Here is a 26,083-nt window from a genome sequence, read left to right as displayed (position 1 = left end):
GGCACTATGCCGATCGCTGACCTGCTGGAGCCCACGCCATGTCCGTCTCACGCCGCCGCCTGATCGCCGGACCGTTCGAGGCTTTCGATGCAGTCCTCAACGGTCGGGTGGAGCTGTTTCACGGCTCGCCCTGTTTCTGGGTGGATCGGCATGCCGCGTTCAACTTCTTCTTCAGCGCCATTCCGTTCGGCCTGACCACGACCGAGTCGGCCGCCTGGCTCAGTCATGGCGGAGGCATGGCGCTCTGGCGGGAGCTCTACGATGGCTTTGGCCTGGTCCCGTTCTTCAGTGGCACCTCCGGCCAGCAGGCGGCCGACTGGGTCGGACCCTGGAACGACATCGCCATGGGCCTCTACCAGTGGGCGCCGATCTACTACATGCCGGGCTGGCACGAACCCTCGGCCATGATCGAGGTTGCCATCGGGTGCGCCGCCTGGGATGCGATCGACGACGATTTCAAGGCGATGGTCGAGACCGCGGCTGCCGCGGCGACCGAGCAGGCGCTGAGCGACTTCGCCTATCACAACGCCGAGGCCTATCCGCAGCTTGCCGAGCTTGGCGTCGATGTCCGTGCCTTCCCCGATGCGGTCGTTGACCGGTTGTGCAGCGAGACCGCCGAGGTCGTCGCCGAACTTGGCACCGAGGACGACATCGGCCAGCGTATCGATGCCAGTTACAGGGACTTCCTGGCCAAGGCCCGCGCCTATGCGCCGCATGCCCTGCAGGGCTTCCTCAACCTGCGCGACGGCTGACGCTTGGCTCGCAACGATCCCCGTATGGTTGCGCTGGACGCGCTGGTCGCGTGTCTGGAGGACGGCAAGCCGCTCGATGACGTGCTCGATCGCGACCGTCGCCACAGGATGCTGGAGCCGCGCGACCGGGCGCTGGTGGCGACGATCACGGCGGAGACCTGCCGTCGCCTGGGCCAGATTGATGCGCTGGTCCGTGCCTGTCTGAAACGGCCGCTGCCGAAGAAGGAGCGGGTCACGCGTGCGATCCTGCGGCTCGCCACCGCCCAGTTGCTGTTTCTCGGTTTCGCACCCCACGCGGCCGTCTCCACGGCTGTCGACCTGGCACGCAAGCGCGCCAACGCCCATGCCGGTCTGGTCAACGCCATCCTGCGTCGGCTCGGGCGCGAGGGTGCGGCGATGATCGCCAAGCAGGATGCCGCGCTTCTCAACACGCCCAAGTGGCTGTGGTCGTCTTGGGACACGGACTACGGACCGGAGAACGCCCGTGCAATTGCCGAATCCCACGGCCGCCGCGCTGCGCTCGACCTCTCGGTCGCCAGCGATGCCGTCGGCTGGGCCGCCCGGCTCGATGCCCGCCTGCTGCCGACCGGTGGTCTGCGCCGTACCATGTCCGGGCCCGTCGATGATCTGCCCGGCTACGCCTCGGGCGGCTGGTGGGTGCAGGACGCCGCGGCGTCGCTGCCCGCGCGGCTCCTGGGCGATGTCGCGAGTCAGCATGTCATCGATTTCTGTGCTGCACCCGGCGGCAAGACCGCCCAGCTCGCCGCGGCCGGCGCCCGCGTGACGGCGGTCGATCTCTCTGAACGCCGTCTCGGGCGCCTCGACGAGAACATGAGCCGGCTTGGCCTCACGGTCGAAACGGTCGTCGCCGATGCCGTATCCTGGCGGCCCGATGCGCCCGTCGATGCCGTGCTTCTCGATGCGCCGTGCAGTGGTACCGGGACGATCCGGCACCACCCCGATATCGCCTGGACCAAAGGGCCGGACGATCCCCCGCGCCTCAGCCAGCTTCAGGCGCGTATGATCGACAACGCGCTCGCCGGTCTGAAGCCGGGCGGCACGCTGGTCTACGCTGTCTGTTCACTGCAGCCCGAGGAGGGCGAGGCCCAGCTCGCCCGCTGCCTGGAACGGCACGCCGATGTCATCCAGCTTCCTGTCAGTCCCGACGAGGTCGGCGGGCTCACCGCCGCGGTCGACGCCACCGGCTGCCTGCGCACGCTGCCCTGTCACATGGCGTCCGACGGCGGCATGGACGGTTTCTTCACCATGCGGGTGAAGCGCAGCACCTGACCTGCGGCAACAACCAACTGTTGGCACGCAGAGCCACAGAGTGTTCGTTCCAAGCGTTCCACATGCGGCCGGTCTCAGCCGTTGTCGCAGGACTCGGAACCTGTTACCTCATCGTCGTGCAACAGCCGATCCGCATCGCTCCCTCCATTCTCTCGGCCGATTTTGCCCGGCTGGGCGAGGAGATCCGCGCGATCGACGCCGCCGGTTGCGACTACATCCATGTCGACGTGATGGACGGCCACTTCGTGCCGAACCTGACGCTCGGTCCGCCGATGATCGGCAAGCTCAAGCCGCACAGTGCCAAGCCGTTCGACGTGCACTTGATGATCGCGCCGGTCGATCCGCTGCTCGACGCCTTCATCAAGGCGGGCAGCGACATCGTCACCGTGCATATCGAGGCTTCGCCGCACACACACCGTACGTTGCAGGCCATCAAGGCGACTGGCGTGAAGGCTGGCGTTTCGCTCAATCCCCAGACTCCGGCTTCGGCCGTGGCCTGTGTCATGGACCTCGTCGACCTGATCCTGGTGATGAGCGTCAATCCGGGCTTCGGCGGCCAGCGTTTTATCGAGAGCAGCCTCACCAAGATCGCCGAGCTCCGCGCGATGATCGACGCAAGCGGCCGTACCATCGATCTGGAGGTCGACGGCGGTGTCACGACCGAGACCGCACCCCGGGTGATCAAGGCGGGCGCCGATGTGCTGGTTGCTGGCACCGCCGTCTTCAAGGACGGGCCGGCGGGTTACGCCCCCAATATCGCCGCCTTGCGCGAGTGATGGTGGGCTGACCGAGGCGGCCATGAGCGGTCTCTTCTCTCGGCCGGTGCGCAGCGTGAAGGCGCTCTACTACGGCAGCCCGCTCTACCGGCTGACCCTGCTGGGCCGCGCGCCCGATCAGGTTCTGCAGGCACCGACCGATCCCTGGCCGGGTGAGGCGGCGCGCGGTCGGGCGATGACCGACGGCATTTGGCGATTGGCCGGCCAGACCCTGCAGTTCGATCCCAGGGACGATGCACCCGAATGGTATCCCGATGCCGCCTGGACGGGCTGGCTCGAGGAGATTCACGGCTTCACCTGGCTGCGTGACCTGCGCGAAGCTGGCGGCGATTCGCGGCAAACCGCGCGCCATGCCGTGGCGGGCTGGATGGCCGATTGCGGCAGCTGGGACCGGTTTGCCTGGCGAGCCGACATCCTCGGTCGCAGGTTGGTCGCCTGGACGACGCATAGCGGGTTTCTTCTGAACGGTGCCGATGCGCTGTTCCGTCGCCGGTTTTTGCAGAGCCTGGCCGAACAGACCCGCCATCTCGCCCGGGTCGTGAATGCGGGACCGGAGGGTCTCGGTCGGATCGGCGCGGTGAAGGCGTTGCTTTATGCCGGCCTCACGCTGCCGGGCGCGGAGAAACGCTTTGCCCAGGCCATGCGGCTCCTGGAGCATGAGCTCAATCGTCAGATGCTGCCCGACGGCGGCCAGCGCGAGCGCAATCCCAGTGTCCAGTTTCTTCTCATGCGCGACCTGGTGGACGTCCGCCTTGCACTGATCCAGGCCAAGAAGCCGGTGCCCGACTGGCTGCAGCAGACCATCGACCGGGCGGCCCCCATGCTGCGCTTCTACCGCCACGGCGACGGGGCGCTGGCGCTCTTCAACGGCGGCACGGAGGAGAGCGCGGAGCTGATCGACAACGTGCTCGCCATGGGCCAGGCCACGGGCAAGCCGGTCAGCCGGGCGCAGCACACGGGCTATGAGCGGCTCAGCGCACGCAAGACGCTGATCCTGGCCGATGCCGGTGGGCCTCCTGCTTCCGACTATGCCGCGCATGCCCATGCCGCACCGCTCGCCTTCGAGATGAGCATCGGACCGGAACGGCTGATTGTGAACATGGGTGCCTGGCAGGGCGCCGATGCCTCGTGGCGCACCGCTGTGCGGGAGACCGCCGCGCACTCGACCATGGCGGCCGACGACGAGAACGCGGTCGAGATCAGGAGGGACGGCAGCCTGGGCCGCGCGCCCCGCAACGTGACCGTCGAGCGCGACGAGGAAGACGGCGCCGTGCTGCTCACCCTGAGCCACGACGGCTACCGGCCGCTCGGCAGACTGGTGCACCGCCGCTCGCTCTACCTCTCGGCGACCGGCGAGGATGTGCGTGGCGAAGATGTCCTCGAGGGCCCGGGTGGCACAAAGTTCGCCCTGCGCTTCCACCTCCACCCCGATGTCCAGGCCGCCGTGGTGCGGGACGGCCAGGGCGCGCTCCTGCGCCTGCCCTCGGGCGAGGGCTGGCGCATGCGCATGTCGGGCGGTGTGCTGGAGCTGACCGACAGCGTCTATCTCGGTACCGGCCAGATGAAACGCAGCCAGCAGGTTGTCATCTCCGGCGGGCTGAACGGCGAAAGCACCGTCGTGAAGTGGGCGTTGACCCGTGTGCCACCCCCGGTCAAGAAGACACGGCGGCGTGTCAAGGCCGAAGACGCTGTTCCGGTGCTGGATTAGGGTGCGCAACTCGTTGCCTCTTCTCTAAATCTGTGCAGGGGAGTAAAGTGAAAAAGTCAAACTGATTGATGTGCGACCTGCTTCATGAAGATCTTGCAGAACAAGATATCAAACGCGTCTGGCAGGTAATGAGTGAGACACCGCAACATACCTATCAGGTGCTGACAAAACGGCCGGAGCGGATGCAGCAAATCACACCGCGTCTCGGTCGCCTGCCGAATGTCTGGCTTGGGACCAGTGTCGAAACCAGTGAGTTTCTTGGGCGCATCGAGCACTTGCGTCAGGTCGATTGCGTCGTGCGCTTTGTGTCGTTCGAACCACTGATCGGAGCGGTTGGTTCGCCGAATCTGAAGGATATTCATTGGGCGATTGTCGGGGGTGAAAGTGGCCCTGGTGCGCGACCAATGGAGCCCGAGTGGGTCGATGAGATCCTCACGTCTTGTCGGTATCACCGGACAGCCTTCTTCTTCAAGCAATGGGGCGGGAAGCAAAAGAAGCGAATGGGTCGTGAGTTGGGAGGTCGGACTTACGACGAGTTTCCGCAGGATCAGGTTTCATCAGCCAAGTAGACAACCATGGACATCTATCACATCTGGGCATCGCTCAAGGTGGGCGTGAAGGACACCGACTTTTCCGATGCGGCCCATGCCTATCTGGAGCATCTGAAGGCGGAGGGCGGGCTTGTCGGCTACCGGGTCACGCGGCGCAAGCTGGGCCTGGGCCATCCGAACCTGCCGGAGTGGCACATCACGCTGGAGTTCGATTCCATGGCGCAGATGGACGACGCCTTCGGCCGTGTCGCTCGCCGGGTCGATCCCGTCGAGGGCCTGCACCACGCGGTGAACTCCAAGGTCGAGGACGTCTTCTTCGCGCTTTACCGCGACTTTCCCGATTCCGTCCGTGAACACGGGGAAGAACGCTTCTGAACTTCGCACCTGGCTTGTCGGCTTGCGGGCTGCAGGCATGGACTTCGGCGTGTCAGAGGCTAAAGTCCGGGCCATAACGTTCACCTTCAGCATGTGGGAGCATTCATGGCACGGCAAGCAGTCAAGAAGGCGACGAAGACGGTTTCGCAGATCGCCAAAGACAAGGGCATCAAGTATTTCCTCATCAGCTTTTCGGACCTCGCGGGTGTCGCGCGGTCGAAGCTGGTTCCGGCCGTCGCGATCGATGGCATGGTCAAGGACGGCGCCGGGTTTGCCGGGTTCGCCACCAATCTCGACATGACCCCGGCGCACCCCGACATGTTCGCGGTGCCCGATCCCAGCGCGCTCGTGCAGCTGCCCTGGAGGCCGGAAGTCGGCTGGATGCCCGGCAATCTCATGATGGACGGCAAGGAGGTCGAGCACGGCCCGCGCAATGTGCTGCGCCGCATGATTGCGCTTGCCGCCAAGAAGGGCTACCGGCTCAAGACCGGCGTCGAGTGCGAGTATCACCTGATCAGCGAGGACGGCTTGGACATCTCCGATCGGCGCGACACCATGGCCAAGCCCTGCTACGACCAGCAGGCCCTGATGCGGCGCTACGAGGTGGTCTCCGAGATCTGCGACGCCATGCTGTCGCTTGGTTGGGGCCCCTACCAGAACGACCATGAGGACGCCAACGGCCAGTTCGAGATGAACTGGGATTTCGACGATGTCCTGATCACGGCCGACCGTCACACCTTCTTCAAGTTCATGGTGAAGTCGATCGCCGAGAAACACGGGCTGCGGGCGACGTTCATGCCCAAGCCGTTCAGCCACATCACCGGCAACGGCTGCCATACGCATGCCAGCATCTGGGACAAGAGCGGCAAGAAGAATCTGTTCCATGATCCCAAGGGCGAGCTCGGCATCTCGAAGCTGGGCTACAACTTCCTGGGCGGCGTGCTTCAGAACGCCGAGGCGCTGACCTCGATCTTCAATCCCACGGTCAACAGCTACAAGCGCATCAACGGCTCGGTCACGGCGTCGGGTGCGACCTGGTCACCCAACACCGTGAGCTACACCGGCAACAACCGCACCCACATGGTGCGCATCCCCGACGAGGGCCGCTTCGAGTTCCGCCTGATGGACGGTGCCACGAATCCCTATCTGGCCCAGGCCGCGCTTCTGGCCGCGGGTCTCGACGGCATCGCCAACAAGACCGATCCCGGCAAGCGGCTCGACATCAACATGTACGAGGCGCGCCGCAGTGCTGACCTCAGGAAGCTCGACGTCAAGCGCCTGCCGCTGAACCTGATGGATGCCGTGCGTATCACCGAGAAGAATGCGATGCTGCGGGCCTATCTGGGCGACGAGACGATGAACGCCTTCCTGCGCATGCAGGCGCGCGAGTGGAACGACTACGCCCGCTACCTGACTCAGTGGGAGCGCGACAACACGCTGGACTGTTAGTTTCGGCCCTCAGTCGCCGGGTGCTCACTCCGTTCGCTTGGCCTTCGCGCCTGACTGGCGCGGGGCCGCAGTCGCGCCCCCACCCACCAACGATGCAACGGACGCATGGTTGGTGGGTCCGTAACAATCGACGCCAGAGCCAGGCATGATCATCGTCTTCGGTTCGCTCAACATGGATCTGATCGTTCCCGTGCCGGAGCTGCCGGGGCCGGGCGAGACGGTGCTCTCCCCGAGCCATGCCACGGCACCGGGCGGCAAAGGTGCGAACCAGGCGGTCGCCGCGGCGCGTGCCGGGGGCGAAGTCGTGATCGTCGGTTGCGTCGGCCGCGACAGCTATGGTGACGATCTTCTGGAGATCGTCTCCGCGCACGACGTCGACACCAGCCTGATCGAACATGTCGAGGCGCCCACGGGCATTGCCGTCATTGCCGTGGCGGACGACGGCGAGAACCAGATCCTTGTTGCCAGCGGTGCCAACATGAGCCCCGACCACGAGACCGTGACCGACGAGCTTCTGGGCGAATGCACCACCGTGCTGCTCCAGATGGAGGTACCGCTGCGTGCGACCTTCACGCTGGCCCAGCGCGCCAAGGCGGCCGGCAAGCGGGTTGTGCTGAACTGCGCGCCGGCGGGCCCGATCATGCCCGAGACACTTGATCTCCTGATCCTCAACGAGTGTGAGACCCGCCAGGTGGTCGATGAACTCGGCATGACCGAACGGTCGCCGGTTGATGTCGCGACCCGCTTCGCCGCCGAGCATGGGCTGACGACCATCGTGACACTGGGTGCCGATGGTGCCGTGGCGATCGGTCCGCATGCACGCTGGCGTGTGGGCAGTCTCGCCATCACGCCGATCGACACGGTCGGCGCGGGCGATGCCTTCACCGGCGCGCTGACGGCCGCGCTTGACAACGGCATGGAGCTGCAGGATGCCCTGCGTTGCGGGTCCGTGGCCGGGGCACTGACCTGTCTTCAACACGGTGCCATGCCGGCCCTGCCCGATGCGGAGGCGATCGACGCCCGGCTTGGCGACCTGCCACCGGCGGAGCCCTTCTAGAGCATCTTCACCCGTCCAGATTGATTCAATCTGGACGGGTGAAGATGCTCTGAGTGTGTGAATCCGCTCTAGCCGGCCGCCTCAAGAGCCTCGACGAAGGTCGAGGGCCAGACATGGTTGGCGTCGATGAAGCGGGCGTGGCGGGCGTGGCCGGCATCGTCGGTGGTGCACGCCTTGAGGTCGACCAGACCGCAGCTGGCCTTCGCGGCTGCCGCGGCTAGGGTATCATGGAAGCAGGTATGAATGCCGAGATGCAGGCGTTGCGCGGTGTCAGGCAGGCAGCTGACGTTGATGTTGGTCATCGGCGGGGTTACGAAGCGCAGGGACCAGCCGCGTTCCGAGGCGCGGGCGCTCATGGCGGTGACGTAGTTGCCGACAATCGTGTCGACCCGCTCCTTCCAGTCAAAGTCCGGATCCTTGCGCACCGCCGGCATGATGCCTTCGCGCAGGCGACAGTCGCGTTCGCCGAAGACCGCCAGCACGTCCGCACCCTGCGGCACACGTCCGGCCATGGCATCAAACGTCGCGCGCCGCGCATCGGACTCGTCATCCGTGAAGTCGGCGGCGGCTCCGTCGAGCACGGGATATGCAGACAGGCGTGTCACGCCACCGCCGAGCCGCACCGTCAGGTTCGCGATCGGCAGCACACCGCCATCGCCGATGACGTGGAGATGCGCGGCCGCGGTCCCGCCGTAGCTGTCGGGATGCCCGTGGCGCCACTTCACCAAGGTGTCGAGCAGGCGGCAACGGGCGATGAAGGCGGCCCTGTTGGGGCTGTTGACGATCGACTGGTTGGCCAGAGGTATCGCCTCAATCAGCTGTTCCGCGCAGACTTCCGGCTGGTCGCAGCACCACGCGGCGATCGCTTTCATGACCGTTTCGCCGTGCCGCTGGGCGACCGACAGTGCGGGCGCGAGCGACATCAGGTGGTCGTACGCGCCCAGCGCAAAGAGCGCGCGGGCCTGATGGTGGTGTGGATCGACACCAGGTTTCTGTCCGACGCGAACGCGGTTCAGCACATCGGCGGCCTCGTGCAACCGCCCGGCCCGATAGGCCATCGTACCCAGAACCTGCAGAGCACCGGTCAGGTTGGGGTTGAAGTAGAGCGCCTGGCGTATGCATTCCTCTGCCTCGGCGTGCCGACCCAGGCGTTCCAGGACGATGCCCTCCTGCAAGTAGCCGTGGGGATCACGCGGATTGAGCTGCCGTGCCCGGGTCTGTACCTCAAGCGCGGCCTCGAGCTCGCCGCTGCCGAGCAGAACCTCGGCACGGGCGCGGATGATCTCGGGCTTGTCGGGGTGGTCGGCCTCGAAGCGGTCGAGGATCGACAGGGCGGTTGCGGTGTCGCCGTCCTGATAGATCAAGGTCGCCAGCACGCAATGGGAGCGGATGTGCGACGGGTCCATGCGGCACGCATCGCGCAGCATCTTCTCGGCCTCGTCACGGTTGCCGAGGCGCAGGTTCTCGATCGCCGTATGGGTCAGGGATTCGACAATGGCCATGGTCGTGGGAACGTCTCGCTTTCACAGGGAAGAGCTGCGCCGGGCGTTCGACCGGACAAGGCTCGAACTCGGGCGCGTCGGAAGATCGGTCCTACCTAACCAAAAGCACCGGCGATTGCATCCCTTGAGGAAATGCGCGGCGAGAGCTCGCCTCAGGCCAGGTCGGCGGCCAGTCCCTTCCGGGTCTCGCCGGTGATGACGGCGCTGTGGCCGTAGTTCTCGTGCTCGATATCGAGCGTAGCGCGGACCCCGGGATCGCGGAAGGCTGCGGCCGCCGCGTCATCGAAGCGGAAGACGAGGAAATGGACGCTCGACGTCTTGCCGTCGGCGGTGTTGCGCTCGGTGTCTTGCAGCGCTTCGGCCCGCACGGCATGGTCGCCGGCGCGCAGCACGATCTTCTCGTCGATCCAACCCAGCTTGCGCAGGGTGGCGTTGCGTCTGGCCTCGTCGTCGATCTCGATCATCATTGTGCAGCGCAGGTCGTGTCCTTCAGGGATCAGCGGGTTGTAGGCCTCGAGCTCATCGGCGATCTGCTCCTCACCACCCTTCTCAATGTAGAGCATCTCGTGAATCTGGTGCCACATGGTGTCGCGGTTCTCGAAGTAGAACGACACGAAGGGGCCGAGATCGAGGCGGCGGTGCTGCTTGATGGCGCGCGCGGCCTGGCGATGGTCGCTGCGCGCGGCGGTGTAGGTCGCGAGATCAATGATGTCGTCGCGGGTGAGTTTGGTCATGGCGGTCATTCTCCGTGTCCTTTCCGTGCGGGTTGTCCCGCCCCCTTGTTCGTTCGTCAGAGGCCCTGCAGGCCGTAAGCCTTGGCGACGAGCTGAATCGGATGTGCGGCCTCGGGTGGCGGCGTCTCGCGTCCCGATATCTCCTCGACGCCCTGGCGGATGTGAATGCCGGCCAGCGGGCACTCCGACACGATGTAACCCTTGCCGTCGGGGTCGGCCTTGGCGGCATTCCGGAAGACCGGCTTGCCCACCTTCATGCCGAGCTCGAAGGTCGGCTTCTTGATTCCCCAAGTGCCGCCGTGGCCCGAGCAGCGCTCGATCACGGTGACCTTGGCTTCGGGGATCAGGCGCAACATTTCGGCGGCCTTGGCACCCATGTTCTGGGCCCGCGCGTGGCAGGCGATGTGGAGCGTGATCGGCATGTTGATGCCGGTCATGCCATCGACCAGACCCTCGGCCTTGGAGATCTCCATGACGTACTCGCTAACGTCGCGGGTCGCTTCGGCCAGACGCTGGATGTCGGGATCGTTCGGTACGATGAGCGGCCATTCGAATTTCATCATCAGCGCGCAGCTCGGCACCAGCGCGACCACGTCATAGCCTTGGTCGACATAAGGCAGCAGCGCCCTGGCAACCGTCTTCGCACGGTTCATCACGTCGGCGAGATCGCCCTGTTCGAGCCTTGGCATGCCGCAGCAGGCGGGATGCACGACTTCCGTCTCGACGCCGTTGTGCGCCAGCACGCGACGTCCGGCCTCGCCGATTGCGGCATCGTTCCAGTTCGAGAAGCAGGTGGCGTAGATGACCGCCTTGCGGCCGAAGGCCGGTGCATCCTTGTTGGGCTGGAGCGGATCGGCCCTGGCCTGGGCTACAAGGCTCTTCGGATTGAAGCCGGGCAGTTCGGCACGGGTGTCGATGCCCGCGACCTTCTCCATGATCGGACGGGTCAGGCCGTTGTCTTTCTTGCAGGACCAGTTGGCGAGCGATGAGAAGGTGGTGCCGAGCTTTCCATTGGAATCGGTGTCGGCGAGCTTCTTGTCGATGAAGCCAACCTCGCCGCGCTGGAACTCGGCAGCGCGGGCGCGAAGCATCAGATGCGGGAAGTCGAGGTCGAACTCGTGGGGCGGGACATAGGGGCATTTCGTCATGAAGCACATGTCGCACAGCGTGCAGGCGTCGATGACGGGCTTGAAGTCCTTGCTGTTGACCGTGTCGAGCTCGCCCGACTCACTCTCGTCGATCAGATCGAAGAGCTGCGGGAAGGAGTCGCACAGGTTGAAGCAGCGCCGGCAGCCGTGACATATATCGAACACCCGGCGCAGCTCGATATCGATCTTGTCGGGATCGATGAAATCGGGGCTTTGCCAATCGAGAACGTGACGCGTGGGTGCGTCGAGGCTGCCTTCACGAGCGGTCATGGTGCCTTCCCCCGGGAGGCAAACGATCAGGGTGCGCGGAATCGTCGATCCCGCGTTCTGACGTCTCTCTGCAAAACGGACGGACAAATCGGGAGCCCCGCGCGGGGCGGGGCTCCTTGGCCTCCGGATCAGGCGTCGAGGGTGTCGAGCGCCTTCTGGAAACGGCCGGCGTGGCTCTTCTCGGCCTTGGCGAGAGTTTCGAACCAATCGGCGATCTCGTCGAAGCCTTCGTCGCGGGCGGTGCGCGCCATGCCCGGGTACATGTCGGTGTACTCGTGGGTCTCACCGGTGATGGCGGCCTTCAGGTTGTTCTCGGTCGAACCGATTGGCTCGCCGGTCGCAGGGTCACCGGTCTCCTCAAGGAACTCGAGGTGGCCGTGGGCGTGACCGGTCTCGCCTTCGGCGGTCGAACGGAACACGGCGGCGACGTCGTTGTAGCCTTCAACGTCGGCCTTCTGTGCGAAATACAGGTAGCGGCGGTTCGCCTGGCTCTCGCCGGCGAAAGCGGCCTTGAGGTTGTCTTCGGTCTTGGTGCCACCAAGCGGCATGGGTCTCTCCTTATTTCAGTGCGTCCCCTCCGGGACAGGACTCTCAATACGTCACGAGCGTGCGGAACGATCCCCGTCCCACACAAATTCATCTGGAATTATTCTAACTACGTTCAAGATGCAGGCGCGAAAAAACTGGGAAGCGCCATCTTACCGTGCGCAGGGTGTCACCCTGATGACCACGTCGACGCCGTCAACTTCGGTTCCGGATGGAGGCGCCGGGAGCGAGCCGACGGCAACGCTGTCGGCTGGAATGTCGGTCAACTCGTGGCTCGCCGTGTTGAAGAAATGATGGTGTGCGCCGGTGTTTGTGTCGAAGTAGGCGCGACTGGAATCGACCACGACCTCGCGCAGAAGCCCGGCTTCCGTGAACTGGTGCAGCGTGTTGTAGACGGTCCCCAGAGACACGCGGATGCCGTCCTGCATGGCCTCGCGATGCAGGGTTTCGGCCGTGAGGTGCCGGTTGCCGTCCTGGAACAGCAACAGGGCAAGCTGTTCGCGCTGACGCGTCGGGCGCAGACCAGCGTCACGCATGCGGTCGCGCAGATCGGCGATGAGCGATTCGGGGTGCTTCATCATGGTCGTCATATGGGGGTGTAAACTGGAATAACTATAAACTTTGCGATGGCCGGTCGCAATTGTGATGACGATCAGCTGGATGGCCGGGCATGAACGGGACCGTGCGTGCAAACCCGTCCACCAGCGAGACATGGTGGCGCGGGCCGATCAACGCCTCCAGAGACGCAATGTCGGCGGCTTCCGCGGCACAACAGGCGTCGGCGACCACGAACCCGATGGCACCAACTCCCCGCCTGGGCCCTTACACAACGGCGGGTTGCAGGCCGATACTGGGCATTCCGCGGTCGACAAGGCGGATGGTGGCTTTGCACCCAACGGTCATGTCCTGCTGCTGGTCGATCTCGCCGGTGAACACGCCGAGGCCGCCTAGGAGGTGCCCGAGGAAATCCTGGCCGATGTGCTGGAGGTTGAAGAAGCCTCTGACGCGGTGCTCGCCATGAATGTCGACGAGCGCAACCGCATGTGGGCCGTGCGCGAGGAGCGCGGCGGGAGATCGACAAGGTCCTGCCGCACGGTTGAAGACGGTCGAGCCCGATCTACTGCTGTTCACCATGGGCCATCTGGGCGACGGCAATCTCAACCTCACCATCACCAAGACCGACACGGTCGCCCCGGCGCTGCATGATCCTGTCAATGCGACGATCTTCGACGGCCTCGTCGGGTCCGGCGGCTCGTTCAGCGCCGAACACGGCATCGGACTGGAGAAGCGCGCCTTCCTGAAGGAACGGGGCGATGGCGAGAAACTGGCCGCGATGACGGCGATCAAGGCCGCTCTTGAGCCCCGGAGGATCATGAACCTCGGCAAGGTGCCCTGGCGACTACTGGCCCGTTTGCAGCCGGTCCATGAGCTGGGCCACGGTCGGCACGAAGCCGTCGGCGTACCAGGGGTCGGACGCAAAACGGAACGCATTGTGTCCGGCGAACATCAGCTGGGTCTCGATATCGTCGGAGTGGCTGATGGTCTGCAGCGTCTTCTGGATGCAGTAGCTGCGCGGATCGGGCTTGCGGCCCGTGGTGCCGCTCTCGTCGGCCTTCCAGTTCGAAAAGCGGCACTGGCTGAGACAGCCCATGCATTCGATCTGGTCGGTGCGGATCTGACGCGACTTCTCCGGGGTCATCAAGACCACTGTCGAATCTGGCGTCTTGAGCTGCTCGGTGAAACCCTGGGCAACCCAGGTTTCGACATGCTCGAGGTCGTGCTCGGTCAGGTAGATCGCACGGCCGCGCGGGCCAAACTTGTACTCGACGACATGATCGCCAACCGGCTCGGTCGAATAGGCGACCTGGCGGTCGTTGCGGTCCTTGAGTTCGAGAAGGAAGCTGTTCTCTACCGCCGAGGAGTAGAAGCCCGTCGGGCTGAAGCGGTTGAGGTAGATCTCACCCTCTCGCAACGTCGGCAGGCGGCGCTTCCAGGTGTTGGAGATCGGGCTCTCCTCGGTCAGCAGCGGCCGGGTGCCGAACTGGAAGGCGATGGTGCCGACCTCGGGATTGTCGAGCCAGTCCTCCCACTCGTCGACGCGCCAGACGCCGCCGGCCATGAAGATAGGGGTCTCGTCGAGACCGCACTCGATCATGGTCTTGCGCAGGTCGACGACACGCGGATAGGGGTCTTCCGGAACTTGGGGGTCCTCGACGTTCGACAGTCCGTTGTGGCCGCCCGCGCGCCACGGGTCCTCGTAGACCACGCCGCCCAGAAGATCGGGGAAACGTTTGTAGGCGCGCTTCCAGAGGATCTGGAAGGCACGGGCCGAACTCACGATGGGATAGTAGTAGACCCCGTACTCAGCGCAGATCTGCGCCATCTTGTAAGGCATGCCCGCACCGCAGGTGACGCCGTTCACGAGCCCCTTCGCGCCCTCGAGCACGCCGTGAAGGATGCGCTCGCAGCCGCCCATTTCCCACAGCACGTTCATGTGGATCGCGCCTTCGCCGCCCGACAGATCGTGGGCGACCTTGGCCTGGTGGATGCCGCCCTTGATGCCGAAGGCGATCAGCTCCTCGTGGCGCTCCTTGCGGCTCTTGCCGTGATAAAGCTGCTCGATCAGCTCGCCGTCGTCGTCGCGGAAGTCTGCGTTGACGCCCGAAAACGTTCCGACGCCACCGCAGGCAGACCAGGCACCGGAGCTTTCGCCGTTCGATACCGAGATACCCTTGCCACCCTCGACGAGCGGCAGAACATCGCGTCCGGAGATTCGTATGGAATTCAGCGGCTTCATACGTCGATCCGATTCATTTGGCCCAACATAACGACAACGGCCGGGCGGCGGAAGTTCACCGCCCGGCCGGAGTTCACCGGGTCAGAGGGCCTCAGCTCCGGTCGTCATCGTCGCACCGCCGTCCTTCTTGCCTTCGCCGTCGTCACACTGGCCGGGTTCTGCGGGCTTCGCGTTCGGCGCGGCGCTGGGCGTCCTTTTGGGCCATCTCCTCGGAGATGTCCTCGCCGGTCTCCTGGTTCACGACGCGCATGGAGAGCTTGATCTTGCCGCGGTCGTCGATGCCCAGCACCTTGACCTTCACGGTGTCGCCCTCGCTCACCACGTCGCTGACCGTGGCGACACGGCCCTCGGCGAGTTCGGAGATGTGGACCAGGCCGTCGCGCTTGCCGATGAAGTTCACGAAGGCGCCGAACTCCATAACCTTCACGACCGTGCCGTCGTAGATCACGCCGATCTCGGGCTCGGCCACGATGTCCTTGATCAGCTTCAGCGCGATCTCGGTCGCGGCATTGTCCGACGACGCGATCTTGATCGTGCCGTCGTCCTCAATGTCGATCTTGGTGCCCGACTTCTCGGTGATCTCGCGGATCATCTTGCCGCCAGGGCCGATGATGTCGCGGATCTTGTCGGTCGGGATCGAGATCGTGGTGATGCGCGGCGCGAAGTCCGACAGCGTTTCACGGCCGGCCGAAATGGCCTTGGCCATCTCGCCCAGGATGTGCAGGCGTCCGTCCTTGGCCTGCTCCAGCGCGACCTTCATGATCTCCTCGGTGATACCGGCGATCTTGATGTCCATCTGGAGGCTGGTGACACCCTCCTCGGTACCCGCGACCTTGAAGTCCATGTCGCCGAGGTGGTCCTCGTCGCCCAGGATGTCACTCAGAACCGCGAAGCGCTCGTCTTCCTTGATAAGACCCATGGCGATACCGGCGCAGGGCCGTTTGAGCGGAACACCGGCGTCCATCAGTGAGAGTGAGGTGCCACAAACGGTGGCCATGGAGCTCGAGCCGTTCGACTCGGTGATCTCGGAGACCACGCGGATCGTGTAGGGGAAGTCTTCCTTGGCCGGCAGGAGCGGATGGATCGCCCGCCAAGCCAGCTTTCCGTGGCCGATCTCGCGACGGCCCGGCGAACGCAGAAAGCTCGCCTCACCGACCGAGTAGGGCGGGAAGTTGTAGTGCAGCATGAAATGCTCGCGGTATTCGCCCTCGAGCGCGTCCATGATCTGCTCATCCTGGCCGGTGCCCAGCGTGGCGGTCACGAGCGCCTGGGTCTCGCCACGGGTGAAGAGCGCCGAGCCGTGACTGCGACTCAGAACGCCGACCTCCGAGACGATCGGGCGGATCGTGCTGAGATCGCGGCCGTCGACACGGGTGCCGGTCGAAAGCGTCGCCTCGCGCAGGGTGTACTTCTCCAGGCCCTTCAGGATGCCGGCGAGCACGTTGCCGTCGACCTCCTTGTCCTCAGCGAAGTGATCCCTGGCGATCTGCTTGGCTGCCGCGACCTTGTCCTGGCGGGCCAGCTTGTCGGGCTCCCTGAAGGCCTCGGCGAGCGCGTCGCCGCAGAGCTCCTTGACCTTGGCTTCGAGCGCGCTGTGATCCTCGGGCTCCGGCAGGTCCCAGGGCTCCTTGGCGCAGGCCTCGGCCAGTTCGATGATCGCTTGGATTACCGGCTGGAACTCGCGATGGGCGAACATGACTGCGCCCAGCATCTTCTCCTCGGAGAGCTCCCTGGCCTCCGATTCGACCATCATCACCGCGTCCAAACGGCCGGCGACGACGAGATCGAGGTCGGTCTCGGCCATATGGGCCAGCGTCGGGTTGAGCATATACTCGCCGTCGACCACGCCGACACGGGCACCGCCGATCGGGCCCATGAAGGGAATGCCCGACATGGTGAGTGCGGCCGAGGCACCGACCAGAGCGACGATGTCGGGGTCGTTCTCGAGGTCGTGGCTCAGCACGGTGCAGATGACCTGGGTCTCGTTGCGGAACCCGGGCGCGAAGAGCGGCCGGATCGACCGGTCAATGATGCGCGAAGCCAGGGTTTCCTTTTCCGCCGGGCGGCCTTCACGCTTGAAGAAGCCGCCGGGGATCTTGCCTGCCGCGAACGCCTTTTCCTGGTAGTTCACGGTGAGCGGGAAAAAGTCGATACCCTCGCGGGACTGCTTCTGGGCCACCGCCGTGCACAGCACGGTCGTGTCGCCATAGGTCGCCATGACGGCGCCGTCGGCCTGCCGGGCGATCTTTCCCGTCTCGAGCGTCAGCTTGCGTCCGCCCCAGACGATCTCTTGCTTGTGGATGGTAAACATTGATTTCTCTTCCTCTTCCCACGGATCAAACGACGCAGCGCTCAGGCTCAAATCCTCTTCTGCTGCGATCCCCCGTATGGGACCGCACAGCCTGTGACGCCGCTCTCCCCCATGGAGAACGGGTTCATGAAGGCCCGTTGGCCTTCCAGCGACAGCGCCATGGGTGCTCGGTTCAGCCCATTGCCGGTTTCCGGATACAGAAGCGGGGACACGTTGCCTGCGTTCCCGTACCGTTTCGGATCAGCGCCGGATACCGAGGCTCCTGATAAGCGTCTGGTAACGCTCCTCGCTTGTGCCCCGCAGATAGTCGAGCATCGAGCGGCGGCGGCTCACGAGCATGAGCAGGCCGCGGCGGGAATGCTTGTCCTTGCGGTGGGTCTTGAAGTGTTCGGTCAGGTTGACAATTCGTTCCGTCAGGATCGCAACCTGGACCTCGGGTGAACCGGTGTCGCCCTCTTCGCGGCCGTACTCCTTGATGAGTTCAGCCTTGCGTTCAGCCGTGATCGACATCGTGGCTCTCTTCCTCTTTAAGGTTCAACACACGCAGCGGCCTCAGGAAACAGGCCTCGACTTTGCCGATGGCGACAAGGTTCCGGCCGGATCGGACCTGACAGGGACCGTTGCTTGCTCCGGGCACTTCGACCGTCTGCCCCTGCCGCAGCAGGCGAGCCTCGGTCTCCGTCAAGGCAAGCGCCGGGATGTCGTCCAGCGCTGTCTCCACGGGCAAAAGCACCCCGGAAAGCGGCGCACTTGTATCACATTCGGCGAGCTTATCTATCGAAATCGCCATGGCCTCCCGGAAGGGGCCGACCTGCGTCCGGCGCAGGGTCGCGACATGACCGACCGTGCCGAGCGTCCGGGCCAGGTCACGGGCGAGCGCCCGGATATAGGTCCCCTTGCCGCAGACGACCTCGAACTCGGCGTGGTCGGCGTCAGGCATGGCCACAAGGTCGATCCGGTCGATCCTGATGTCGCGCGACTTGAGTTCGGGCGCTTCACCCTTGCGCGCGAGATCATAGGCCCGCTTGCCGTCGACCTTGAGCGCTGAGAACGCAGGCGGCATCTGGGAGATCATACCGGTGAAGGTCGGCAGCGCTGCGCGGATAGCCGCCTCGCCGGGCCTGTGGGCGCGTGTCTCCGTCACGTTGCCCTCGACGTCGTCGGTCGCGGTCGCCTCGCCCCAGCGGATGGTGACGCCATAGACCTTTGTCGCGTCCTGGCAGTAGGGGATCGTCTTGGTCGCTTCACCGAGCGCGATGGGCAGAATGCCGGTCGCCACGGGATCGAGCGTGCCGCCATGGCCGAGCTTGGCCGCCTTCGTCGCTCGCCGCACCTTGCCGATCATCTGGGTCGAGGTCATGCCCTGGGGCTTGTCGACGATAATCCAGCCGTCGACCTTCCGGCCGTTCCGCCTACGCGCCATCGGCCTCGTTCAGGAGGTCGCTGACACGCTGGGCGTGGTCGAAACCGTGGTCGGCCTTGAAGTTCAGCTCCGGCGCGACGCGCATGCGAACACGTCGGGCCACCTCGCCGCGCAGGTAGGGCGCCGCGCGCTCGAGCCCTGTGATCACCGTGTCGAGGTTCTCGCCGCCCAGCGGCATGACGAAACACGTGGCATGGCGCAGGTCGGGACTCATGCGCACCTCCGAAACGGTGATGACCTGGCCCATGAGCGCCGAATCGTGCACCTCGCTGCGGGTGAACATGTACGACAGGACGTGCCGGATTTCCTCGCCGACCCGGAGCTGGCGCTGGCCCGGTGCTGCCGGCTTCTTCCGCCTAGCCATCGAGCGTGCGCGCGACCTCCGCCAGCTCGTAGGCCTCGATTTCGTCGCCGACCTCGATGTCGTGGTGGCCGTCGAGCTGGATGCCGCATTCCGAACCCTGCTTGATCTCACGCACCTCTTCCTTGTGATGGCGGAGCGACTTGATCGGGCCTTCGAACAGGATGTGGCCGTCGCGCAGCAGCCGGACATTGGCGTTGCGCTTGACGACGCCGTCCATGACGCGGCAACCGGCGATACGGCCGATCCTGGAGATCTCGAAGGTGTCGAGCACCTGAGCCGCGCCCAGGACCTTCTCTTGAATCTCCGGCATCAGCAGGCCCGAGAGCATGGTCTTCGCGTCGTCGAGAAGCTCGTAGATGATCCGGTAGTAGCGGATCTCCACGCCCTCCTTTTCGGCGAGCTGGCGGGCCTGGCTGTTCGAGCGAATGTTGAAGCCGAAGATGATCGCGTTCGAAGCCTTGGCCAGCGTCACGTCACTCTCGCTGATGCCGCCGACCGCCGAAACCAGGATGCGCGGCTTCACCTCTTCGGTGCCGAGCTGTTCCAGGCTGTGGGCGATGGCTTCGGCCGAGCCGTGCACATCCGCCTTGATGACTAGCGGAAGCTCCCGGGTCTCGCCCGCAGCGATGTTGGCGAAGAGCTGCTCGACCGAACTGCGGCCGACCGAGGTGATCTTCTGCTGGCGCTCCTGCTCCTCACGGTAAGCCGCGATCTCGCGTGCCCGCCTCTCGTTCTCGACGACGAAGAACTCGTCACCGGCTATCGGCGTGCCCGAGAGACCCAGAACCTCGACGGGCGTGGACGGTTCGGCTTGCTTCACGTTTTTGCCGCGGTCATCGACCAGCGCACGGATGCGGCCCCACTCCTTGCCGACGACGATCGTGTCGCCGACCTTGAGCGTGCCGCGCTGGACCAGCACGGTCGAAACCGCGCCGCGGCCCTTCTCCAGCCGTGCCTCGACCACGATGCCCTCGGCATGACGATCGGCGTTGGCCTTGAGTTCGAGCAGTTCGGCCTGCAGCAGGATTACCTCTCCCAATTTGTCGAGGCCGGTGCCCTTGGTAGCCGAGATCTCGACATCAAGGATGTCGCCGCCCATGTCCTCGACCACCAGCTCGTGCTGCAGCAGGTCCTGGCGAACCTTGTCGGGGTTGGCACCGGGCAGGTCGGACTTGTTGATCGCCACGATGATCGGCACCTCGGCGGTGCGGGCATGATCAATCGCCTCGCGGGTCTGCGGCATGACCGAGTCGTCGGCCGCAACGACCAGGATGACGATGTCGGTCACCTTGGCCCCACGTGCACGCATGGCCGTGAAGGCGGCGTGGCCCGGCGTATCCAGGAAGGTGATGCGGTCGCCGCCGGCGAGCTGTACCTGGTAGGCGCCGATGTGCTGCGTGATGCCGCCGGCCTCGCCCGCGACCACGTCGGTCTTGCGCAGAGCGTCCAGCAGCGACGTCTTGCCGTGGTCGACGTGGCCCATGATGGTGACCACGGGAGCGCGCGGTGCCTTGAGTTCAGCGGGATCGTCGTCCTGCTTCAGGCCGACCTCGACATCGGCCTCGGAGACGCGCCGGACCTTGTGGCCAAACTCCTCGACCAGAAGCTCGGCGGTGTCGGCGTCGATCGTCTGGTTGACGGTCACCATCTGGCCCATCTGCATCAGCTTCTTGACCACCTCACTGCCACGCACGGCCATGCGGTTGGCCAGCTCGCTGACAAGAATGGCCTCAGGTACGGTGACCTCGCGGACAAACTTCTTCGACGGGCCGGATGCCTTCTGACCGGCTTGCTGCTGCTTGAGCTTCTCACGGGCGCGCTTGGCGGCCGCGAGGCTACGGGCACGCTCTTCCTCGCCGTCGCCCGATAGTGCCTGGGCGACCGTCAGCTTGCCGCTGCGGCGGCGATCACCGGGCCGGGTCTTCGGTGCCAGGGGCGAACGCTTGTCGCGCTTGTTGCGGCGCTTGTCCTGTTCCACTTCTGCCGGCGCTGCGGCGGCCGGTGCAGGCACTGCAGCCGCGGGTTCGGCGGCCGCCGGCTCGGACTCGACGATAGTCTCGGCCTGTTCCTCGGCCTGGCGGCGTTCCTCTTCTTCCTTCGCGCGCTGTTCGGCCTCGGCACGCTCGGTGGCGAGCCTCACCTCCTCCTCTGCACGCAGCTTGGCGTCGATCTCGGCCTGCTTGTGGGCCTCTTCCTCGGCCTTGCGTGCCTGCTCGAGCGCACGCATGCGGCCTTCGCGTTCCTGGTCGGTCAGGTTCTTGAGAACCAGCGGGGCGCGAACCTCTTCGCTTGTCTCGACCGGCGCGACGGCCGTCAGCGCGGCAGGCGCTTCGGCTTCCACCACCGTGGGCCCCTCCTTGACGACGGGTTCGGGTGCCGCTGGCCCGGCCTCGCTGCGGCCGGGACGAATGACACGACGCTTCTTGACTTCGACAGCCACCTGGCGTGAACGGCCATGGCTGAAGCTCTGGCGCACCTGGCCGCCATCCTCGGTCGTCTTGAGCTCGAGTCGTCTGCCGGGACGGCCGCCCAGGCTCAGCGTTTTCGGCTTCTTGTCTGTGTCGTCGGCACTTGCCATGACTACCGTCCTTCCTTCCCGCCGTCGGCGTCCGTCCGGAATCCGGCCAGACGGGAACACTCTCGCACAATCTTCTCGGTCAGGCCGCACTTGGCCAGCGCGACATGGACCGCCATGTCACGACCGAAGGGCGCACCCAACTCCGCGCCCTCCAGAACGCGGACCGCGCGTTCCGTCCCGGCGCCTGCCAGCTTGCGCAGGCCGTCCATAGAACCATCGCGGGCATGCAGCAACACCGTGCCGGTGCGCGCGCCCATGGACCTGCATTTTTCGAACCCCGTCACCGCCTCGCCGGCGCGCCGGGCAAAACCCAGAAGCTCGATGATACGCTGGACCAGAAGGCTCTCGACACTCGCCGGCAGATCGGAATCGGCCAGCGCACGTCCCTTGAATCCGCGCGAGAACAGTCCCTTGGCCACGGCCTGTTCGATCGCCTCGCGGCGCGCCGAGACCCAGGCCCCGCGACCGGGCAGCCGTTCGGCAAGGTCAGGCACAACCTTGCCGTCGGGCGCCAGCACGAAACGCACCAGCAGTTTCTTGTCGGCGCTTTCGCCGGTCGCAAGACAGCGGCGCACGGTGTCGTCCGCGAGTTCGCTCATGCGGGGTGCTGCGCTCAGGATGCAATCTCCTCGGTCGCCGCGTCGTCCTCGCCCTCGACGGCCTCGGCCTCTTCTTCGATCGGCTCCTCGCCGTCGAACCAGTGGGCGCGCGCGGCCATGATGATTGCGTTGGCCTCATCGAGCGTCAGATAGCTGCCGGGCAGGTAGTCCTCGATCAGCTCGTCGCCGGCCAGGTCCCCGAGATCATCGAGCGTCTTGATGTCCTTCTCGCCGAGCTGGACCAGCATGATCGGCGTCAGGCCCTCGATCTCCGCGACCGCGTCGTCGACGCCCAGCTCGCGGCGGCGTGCGTCCATCTGGCGATCGCGCTCCTCGACGAACTGGAGGGCGCGGTTCTGGAGCTCCTGGGCGATGGCGTCGTCCAGGCCCTCGATCCAGGCAAGCTCCTCGACCGGGACATAGGCCACTTCGTCGGCCTCGCTGAAACCTTCGGTCACGAGAAGGCGGGCCAGCACGTCGTCTACATCGAGTGCATCCATGAAGTGCTCGCTGCGGATGCGCATCTCCTCGATGCGGCGCTCGCTTTCGTTGGTCTCGGTCATGATGTCGATGTCCCAGCCGACGAGCTGAGAGGCCAGGCGCACGTTCTGGCCGCGGCGGCCAATGGCGAGCGACAGCTGGTCGTCGGGCACGACCACCTCCATGCGGCGGTCCTCCTCGTCCATCACGACCTTGGCAACCTCGGCGGGCTGCAGGGCGTTCACCACGAAGGTCGCGGTATCGGGTGACCACGGGATGATGTCGATCTTCTCGCCGCCAAGCTCCTGCACAACGGCCTGCACGCGGCTGCCGCGCATACCGACGCAGGCGCCGACGGGGTCGATCGAGCCGTCGTTCGACATCACGGCGATCTTGGCGCGGCTGCCGGGATCCCGTGCCACGGCCTTGATCTCGATGATGCCGTCGTAGATCTCCGGCACCTCCTGGGCGAAGAGCTTCGCCATGAATTGCGGCTGAGTGCGGCTGATGAAGATCTGCGGGCCGCGCGGCTCCTGGCGCACGTCATGGATGTAGGCGCGTATGCGATCGCCGCGGCGCAGGATCTCGCGCGGCAGGCATTCGTCGCGCCGCAACATGGCCTCGGCCTTGCCCAGATCGATGATCCAGTGGCCGTGTTCGGGTCGCTTGACCAGGCCGTTGATGATCTCGCCGATGCGGTCCTTGTATTCGTTGTACTGCCGCTCACGCTCGGCCTCGCGCACCTTCTGCACGATGACCTGCTTGGCGGTCTGGGCGGCGATGCGGCCGAACTCGATCGGCGGCAGGTCCTCGGCGATGAAGTCGCCGATCTCGGCGATCGGGTTCTGCAGGTGTGCTTCTTCGAGCGTCATCTGGGCGCCGGGAATCTCGATGTCCTCGGGCTCGCAGACCTCGATGAAGCGCTGCAGCGAGACCGCACCGGACGTCCGGTCGATCGACGCGCGAATGTCGAGCTCCTGGCCGTACTTGCGTTTGCCGGCGTGCTGAATCGCCTGCTCCATCGCTTCGACGACGGTTTCGCGCTCAATCCCCTTCTCGCGCGCGACCGCCTCGGCAATCTGGACCAGTTCCTGATAGATAACCCGAGATGCAACAGCTTCGGTTGCCGTCATAATCCTTCACTCCGTTTCCGTGGCGCTGGCCTCGTCGCGAGGCGACGTCATGGTCTTCATCAGCTCGTCGGTCAGGACAAGCTGGCCTTCCACAATCACCTCAAAAGGCAAATCGGCAACCCGATCACCCTCCAGTTGCAACCGGACATGGCCGCCGGCCATCCCCTCGACCCGGCCGCGGAACTTGCGTTGCCCGTTCTGCGGCGGATCGACCACGAGCTTCGCCTCGAAACCGGCGAGCCGCGTGTAATCCTCCGGCCTGACCAGCGGCCGGTCGATCCCGGTGGAGCTGACCTCGAGGTCATAGGCTCCCGGAATCGGGTCCTCGGCGTCGAGCAGCGGACCGATGGCCCGGCTCAACAATGTGCAGTCGTCGACGATCACCGGTGACCCGTCGGCCCTTTCGGCCATGATCTGCAAGGTCCGCCGGGGATGCGTGAACATCTTCACGCGTACCACTCGGAAGCCCATCGCTTCGACGGTTCTGTTGATCAGTCCTTCGATCTCGCCCGCCAGGCTCATCCATCCTGCCCCGCGCATGAAGCCGGAACCGGACCTTCGGACGACCGCTGGCGCGCCGGGCGACGACTCCACGCAACACCAATGAAAACAAAAAAGGATGGACCGTGGCCCACCCGTATTCTGCCCTGAAGGCCACGCTTCAAGGCGGGCAGGATATTAGTCATCGCCAGGGTAAGAGCAAGCGTTTTCACGCGTTGTCGTTCGAGCTCTTCGGGAACGGCTTCACGGACAGTTCGATGCCCGCAGACATGGTCGAGCGATCCTGTGTATCGAGCAGAACGCTGTCTCCGGGTCTGCGTTCGGTCTCGCCCTCGCCCTCACGTTGCTGCTGCCTGGCGATCGGCGTCGTCTGCGCTGCTTGACAGTCAGCGTCCCCGGCACGAAACGTGGGATATGAACGGTGAGATCGTCTGGCTCAACCCGGCCAGGGGTTACGGCTTCGTCCGCCCGTCCGATGGCGGGCCCGACATCGCGTTCGATCTTGCCAGCGCGGACGAAGCGGTGCGTGCGACGCTGGTGCCTGGCGATTCCGTCAATTTCACGGTGCGCCACGATGCACTCGGCCCGCTGGCGCACCGGTTGGCCGCCGGCCATATCGACGACGAGGCGATGTAACCAGTGCCTGAAACACACGACGACAGCCGCCACCTGCTCGATCAGGATCCGCACAGCCTCGACGACGGGGGACGCGACCTGGAGGCGGCGATCGGCAGCCAGGTTCGCGCTCAGCGCAAGAAACTCGGCATGACCGTGGGCGAGCTTGCCTCGCTTGCCGGCCTTTCGAACGGCATGCTCTCGAAGATCGAGAACGGCCTGACTTCGCCCTCGCTGACCACGCTCAAGGGTCTGGCGCGTGCGCTCAACGTGCCCTTCACGGCACTCTTCCAGCACTTCGAGGAGCAGCGCGACGCAAGCCACGTCAAGGCGGGCGAGGGGCTCAAGATCGAACGCCGTGGCACCCGGGCGGGCCACCAGTATGCGCTGCTGGGCCACAGCGTTGGCAAGAAGGTCGCGGTTGAGCCCTACATGATCACCCTGACCCACGAGTCCGAGGTCTTCCCCGTCTTCCGCCATGAGGGTCAGGAGTTCCTCTATGTCGTGGAAGGCACCATGGACTACCACCACGGCGGCCGTCGCTACCGCATGGAACCCGGTGACTCCCTGTTCTTCGACGCCGAGGCGCCGCACGGGCCCGAAACCCTGATCGAGCTTCCGGTCCGCTTCCTCAGCGTCATCGTGTATCCCAGAGCGTCTTCCTCTTGATCTGAATCGAACAAGGATCGAACAAGGAGATTCCCCTTCGTTCCACCCCATGATTCTGTACCCGCAGGGGATTCGGGAGGCAGATATTATGGGGCGTTGCTGTTGCTACGGACTGGACCTTCGCCGCCGGGTCGTCGATGCGATTGAGGGCGGCCTGTCGGTGCCTGCGGCGGTGGTGCGAGACGGGCTCGCCGGTGCCTGAACGGCAGGGCCGGGATGGCGTTCTGCAGTCTCAAGGCCCTGCTCCGGATGAGCGCCGCAAAAAAATTCCGAGAGCTGCAAAAAACAGCTTGACATCCATCGCCCTGATCGGCTTGGATGCACGATGTCCAAGGGGACCCCGACAATGACAAGGGGACCCCGACAATGAACAAACTGTCAAACGTTGTTGCAAGTGTGCTCCTGGTTGCAGGTGTTTCCGCCTGGGCTCAGGAGAAGAGTACGACGCCCACCGC

Annotated in this window: 24 protein-coding genes and 1 pseudogene; 11 read left to right on the top strand and 14 right to left on the bottom strand. The window is 65.0% G+C overall.

All coding sequences use genetic code 11. The features are described from left to right. Positions 1-38: 38 nt before the first annotated feature. The 8 genes from GDA49_09015 (at position 39) to GDA49_08980 (ending at position 7,958) form a co-directional block, all read left to right on the top strand. Positions 39-752 carry a hypothetical protein gene (locus GDA49_09015; protein MBC6440527.1) on the top strand — a complete coding sequence of 238 codons (714 nt, stop codon included), beginning with the start codon at positions 39-41 and terminating at the stop codon, positions 750-752. Positions 753-776: 24 nt separating this feature from the next. Further along, a complete protein-coding gene (locus tag GDA49_09010; GenBank protein ID MBC6440526.1) occupies positions 777-2,042 on the top strand; it encodes a methyltransferase domain-containing protein in 1,266 nt (421 codons plus the stop codon). Between the two features lie 62 nt (positions 2,043-2,104). Further along, the gene (locus GDA49_09005) at positions 2,105-2,818 is read left to right on the top strand and encodes a ribulose-phosphate 3-epimerase (GenBank protein ID MBC6440525.1); all 714 of its coding nucleotides are present in this window, start codon (positions 2,105-2,107) and stop codon (positions 2,816-2,818) included. A 22-nt stretch (positions 2,819-2,840) separates the two neighbouring features. Further along, entirely contained in the window at positions 2,841-4,526 is a 1,686-nt protein-coding gene (locus GDA49_09000; protein ID MBC6440524.1) for a heparinase II/III family protein, read from the top strand. A 68-nt stretch (positions 4,527-4,594) separates the two neighbouring features. Continuing rightward, positions 4,595-5,095 carry a DUF5131 family protein gene (locus GDA49_08995; protein ID MBC6440523.1) on the top strand — a complete coding sequence of 167 codons (501 nt, stop codon included), beginning with the start codon at positions 4,595-4,597 and terminating at the stop codon, positions 5,093-5,095. A gap of 6 nt (positions 5,096-5,101) precedes the next feature. Beyond that, the gene (locus GDA49_08990; GenBank protein ID MBC6440522.1) at positions 5,102-5,452 is read left to right on the top strand and encodes a hypothetical protein; all 351 of its coding nucleotides are present in this window, start codon (positions 5,102-5,104) and stop codon (positions 5,450-5,452) included. 105 nt (positions 5,453-5,557) lie between these two features. Beyond that, positions 5,558-6,901 (top strand): type III glutamate--ammonia ligase, encoded by a 1,344-nt coding sequence (gene glnT / locus GDA49_08985; protein ID MBC6440521.1) that lies wholly within the window; start codon positions 5,558-5,560, stop codon positions 6,899-6,901. A 145-nt stretch (positions 6,902-7,046) separates the two neighbouring features. Continuing rightward, positions 7,047-7,958, top strand: coding sequence for a ribokinase (locus GDA49_08980; GenBank protein ID MBC6440520.1), 912 nt, complete (start codon positions 7,047-7,049; stop codon positions 7,956-7,958). 68 nt (positions 7,959-8,026) lie between these two features. On the opposite strand, the gene GDA49_08975 is transcribed toward GDA49_08980, so the two are convergent. The 5 genes from GDA49_08975 to GDA49_08955 all read right to left on the bottom strand — a co-directional run bounded on the left by GDA49_08975 (position 8,027) and on the right by GDA49_08955 (position 12,748). Continuing rightward, positions 8,027-9,460, bottom strand: a complete 1,434-nt coding sequence (locus GDA49_08975; protein MBC6440519.1) for a tetratricopeptide repeat protein — start codon at positions 9,458-9,460, stop codon at positions 8,027-8,029. Between the two features lie 152 nt (positions 9,461-9,612). Further along, positions 9,613-10,203, bottom strand: a complete 591-nt coding sequence (locus GDA49_08970) for a DUF3501 family protein (GenBank protein ID MBC6440518.1) — start codon at positions 10,201-10,203, stop codon at positions 9,613-9,615. 47 nt (positions 10,204-10,250) lie between these two features. Further along, the gene (locus GDA49_08965; GenBank protein ID MBC6440517.1) at positions 10,251-11,612 is read right to left on the bottom strand and encodes a glycerol-3-phosphate dehydrogenase; all 1,362 of its coding nucleotides are present in this window, start codon (positions 11,610-11,612) and stop codon (positions 10,251-10,253) included. Between the two features lie 128 nt (positions 11,613-11,740). After that, positions 11,741-12,160: a rubrerythrin gene (locus tag GDA49_08960; GenBank protein MBC6440516.1), complete on the bottom strand. Its 420-nt coding sequence runs from the start codon at positions 12,158-12,160 to the stop codon at positions 11,741-11,743. Positions 12,161-12,310: 150 nt separating this feature from the next. Continuing rightward, positions 12,311-12,748 carry a transcriptional repressor gene (locus tag GDA49_08955; GenBank protein MBC6440515.1) on the bottom strand — a complete coding sequence of 146 codons (438 nt, stop codon included), beginning with the start codon at positions 12,746-12,748 and terminating at the stop codon, positions 12,311-12,313. A gap of 431 nt (positions 12,749-13,179) precedes the next feature. Here GDA49_08955 and GDA49_08950 point away from each other — a divergent pair. Further along, a pseudogene (locus GDA49_08950) lies at positions 13,180-13,548 on the top strand (hypothetical protein). Between the two features lie 9 nt (positions 13,549-13,557). On the opposite strand, the gene GDA49_08945 reads toward GDA49_08950, so the two are convergent. From GDA49_08945 to GDA49_08905, 9 genes are all read right to left on the bottom strand, one after another. After that, complete coding sequence (locus tag GDA49_08945) at positions 13,558-14,955, bottom strand: nitronate monooxygenase (protein MBC6440514.1); 1,398 nt, start codon at positions 14,953-14,955, stop codon at positions 13,558-13,560. A 142-nt stretch (positions 14,956-15,097) separates the two neighbouring features. After that, positions 15,098-17,266: a polyribonucleotide nucleotidyltransferase gene (gene pnp, locus GDA49_08940; protein ID MBC6440513.1), complete on the bottom strand. Its 2,169-nt coding sequence runs from the start codon at positions 17,264-17,266 to the stop codon at positions 15,098-15,100. Between the two features lie 240 nt (positions 17,267-17,506). After that, a complete protein-coding gene (rpsO, locus tag GDA49_08935) occupies positions 17,507-17,776 on the bottom strand; it encodes a 30S ribosomal protein S15 (protein MBC6440512.1) in 270 nt (89 codons plus the stop codon). Continuing rightward, entirely contained in the window at positions 17,760-18,689 is a 930-nt protein-coding gene (gene truB / locus GDA49_08930) for a tRNA pseudouridine(55) synthase TruB (GenBank protein MBC6440511.1), read from the bottom strand. The genes rpsO and truB overlap by 17 nt, the downstream gene beginning before the upstream one ends. Continuing rightward, on the bottom strand, positions 18,679-19,053 hold the full coding sequence (gene rbfA / locus GDA49_08925) for a 30S ribosome-binding factor RbfA (protein MBC6440510.1): 375 nt from the start codon (positions 19,051-19,053) through the stop codon (positions 18,679-18,681). Before rbfA ends, truB begins: the two co-directional genes overlap by 11 nt. Then, positions 19,046-21,631 carry a translation initiation factor IF-2 gene (gene infB / locus GDA49_08920; protein ID MBC6440509.1) on the bottom strand — a complete coding sequence of 862 codons (2,586 nt, stop codon included), beginning with the start codon at positions 21,629-21,631 and terminating at the stop codon, positions 19,046-19,048. The genes rbfA and infB overlap by 8 nt, the downstream gene beginning before the upstream one ends. 2 nt (positions 21,632-21,633) lie before the next feature. Continuing rightward, positions 21,634-22,230 carry an RNA-binding protein gene (locus GDA49_08915; GenBank protein MBC6440508.1) on the bottom strand — a complete coding sequence of 199 codons (597 nt, stop codon included), beginning with the start codon at positions 22,228-22,230 and terminating at the stop codon, positions 21,634-21,636. Positions 22,231-22,244: 14 nt separating this feature from the next. Next, a complete protein-coding gene (gene nusA / locus GDA49_08910; protein MBC6440507.1) occupies positions 22,245-23,843 on the bottom strand; it encodes a transcription termination/antitermination protein NusA in 1,599 nt (532 codons plus the stop codon). 6 nt (positions 23,844-23,849) lie between these two features. Beyond that, a complete protein-coding gene (locus GDA49_08905) occupies positions 23,850-24,365 on the bottom strand; it encodes a ribosome maturation factor RimP (protein MBC6440506.1) in 516 nt (171 codons plus the stop codon). Between the two features lie 393 nt (positions 24,366-24,758). Between GDA49_08905 and GDA49_08900 the strand changes: the two genes are divergently transcribed. Together GDA49_08900 and GDA49_08895 are read left to right on the top strand one after the other, a co-directional pair. Next, entirely contained in the window at positions 24,759-24,980 is a 222-nt protein-coding gene (locus GDA49_08900) for a cold shock domain-containing protein (GenBank protein MBC6440505.1), read from the top strand. Between the two features lie 3 nt (positions 24,981-24,983). Then, positions 24,984-25,628, top strand: coding sequence for a helix-turn-helix transcriptional regulator (locus GDA49_08895; GenBank protein ID MBC6440504.1), 645 nt, complete (start codon positions 24,984-24,986; stop codon positions 25,626-25,628). Positions 25,629-26,083: the final 455 nt, after the last annotated feature.

This window comes from Rhodospirillales bacterium (assembly GCA_014323865.1).
In the GTDB taxonomy this organism is placed as follows: domain Bacteria; phylum Pseudomonadota; class Alphaproteobacteria; order SP197; family SP197; genus SP197.
Note: the sequence above shows the minus strand (reverse complement) of the source record. Positions and strands in the feature narration are given on the sequence as shown.

Bases quoted from the DNA above. Each gene is read 5' to 3' on its own strand.
- GDA49_08975 (MBC6440519.1), bottom strand. From the start codon at position 9,460: ATGGCCATTGTCGAATCCCTGACCCATACGGCGATCGAGAACCTGCGC.
- nusA (MBC6440507.1), bottom strand. From the start codon at position 23,843: ATGACGGCAACCGAAGCTGTTGCATCTCGGGTTATCTATCAGGAACTG.
- GDA49_08900 (MBC6440505.1), top strand. From the start codon at position 24,759: ATGAACGGTGAGATCGTCTGGCTCAACCCGGCCAGGGGTTACGGCTTC.
- pnp (MBC6440513.1), bottom strand. From the start codon at position 17,266: ATGTTTACCATCCACAAGCAAGAGATCGTCTGGGGCGGACGCAAGCTG.
- GDA49_08990 (MBC6440522.1), top strand. From the start codon at position 5,102: ATGGACATCTATCACATCTGGGCATCGCTCAAGGTGGGCGTGAAGGAC.
- GDA49_08915 (MBC6440508.1), bottom strand. From the start codon at position 22,230: ATGAGCGAACTCGCGGACGACACCGTGCGCCGCTGTCTTGCGACCGGC.
- GDA49_08970 (MBC6440518.1), bottom strand. From the start codon at position 10,203: ATGACCGCCATGACCAAACTCACCCGCGACGACATCATTGATCTCGCG.
- GDA49_08945 (MBC6440514.1), bottom strand. From the start codon at position 14,955: ATGAAGCCGCTGAATTCCATACGAATCTCCGGACGCGATGTTCTGCCG.
- rpsO (MBC6440512.1), bottom strand. From the start codon at position 17,776: ATGTCGATCACGGCTGAACGCAAGGCTGAACTCATCAAGGAGTACGGC.
- GDA49_09015 (MBC6440527.1), top strand. From the start codon at position 39: ATGTCCGTCTCACGCCGCCGCCTGATCGCCGGACCGTTCGAGGCTTTC.
- infB (MBC6440509.1), bottom strand. From the start codon at position 21,631: ATGGCAAGTGCCGACGACACAGACAAGAAGCCGAAAACGCTGAGCCTG.
- GDA49_08955 (MBC6440515.1), bottom strand. From the start codon at position 12,748: ATGACGACCATGATGAAGCACCCCGAATCGCTCATCGCCGATCTGCGC.
- GDA49_08905 (MBC6440506.1), bottom strand. From the start codon at position 24,365: ATGAGCCTGGCGGGCGAGATCGAAGGACTGATCAACAGAACCGTCGAA.
- GDA49_08965 (MBC6440517.1), bottom strand. From the start codon at position 11,612: ATGACCGCTCGTGAAGGCAGCCTCGACGCACCCACGCGTCACGTTCTC.
- GDA49_09005 (MBC6440525.1), top strand. From the start codon at position 2,105: ATGCGGCCGGTCTCAGCCGTTGTCGCAGGACTCGGAACCTGTTACCTC.
- GDA49_08995 (MBC6440523.1), top strand. From the start codon at position 4,595: ATGTGCGACCTGCTTCATGAAGATCTTGCAGAACAAGATATCAAACGC.
- rbfA (MBC6440510.1), bottom strand. From the start codon at position 19,053: ATGGCTAGGCGGAAGAAGCCGGCAGCACCGGGCCAGCGCCAGCTCCGG.
- GDA49_08980 (MBC6440520.1), top strand. From the start codon at position 7,047: ATGATCATCGTCTTCGGTTCGCTCAACATGGATCTGATCGTTCCCGTG.
- GDA49_09000 (MBC6440524.1), top strand. From the start codon at position 2,841: ATGAGCGGTCTCTTCTCTCGGCCGGTGCGCAGCGTGAAGGCGCTCTAC.
- truB (MBC6440511.1), bottom strand. From the start codon at position 18,689: ATGGCGCGTAGGCGGAACGGCCGGAAGGTCGACGGCTGGATTATCGTC.
- GDA49_08960 (MBC6440516.1), bottom strand. From the start codon at position 12,160: ATGCCGCTTGGTGGCACCAAGACCGAAGACAACCTCAAGGCCGCTTTC.
- GDA49_09010 (MBC6440526.1), top strand. From the start codon at position 777: ATGGTTGCGCTGGACGCGCTGGTCGCGTGTCTGGAGGACGGCAAGCCG.
- glnT (MBC6440521.1), top strand. From the start codon at position 5,558: ATGGCACGGCAAGCAGTCAAGAAGGCGACGAAGACGGTTTCGCAGATC.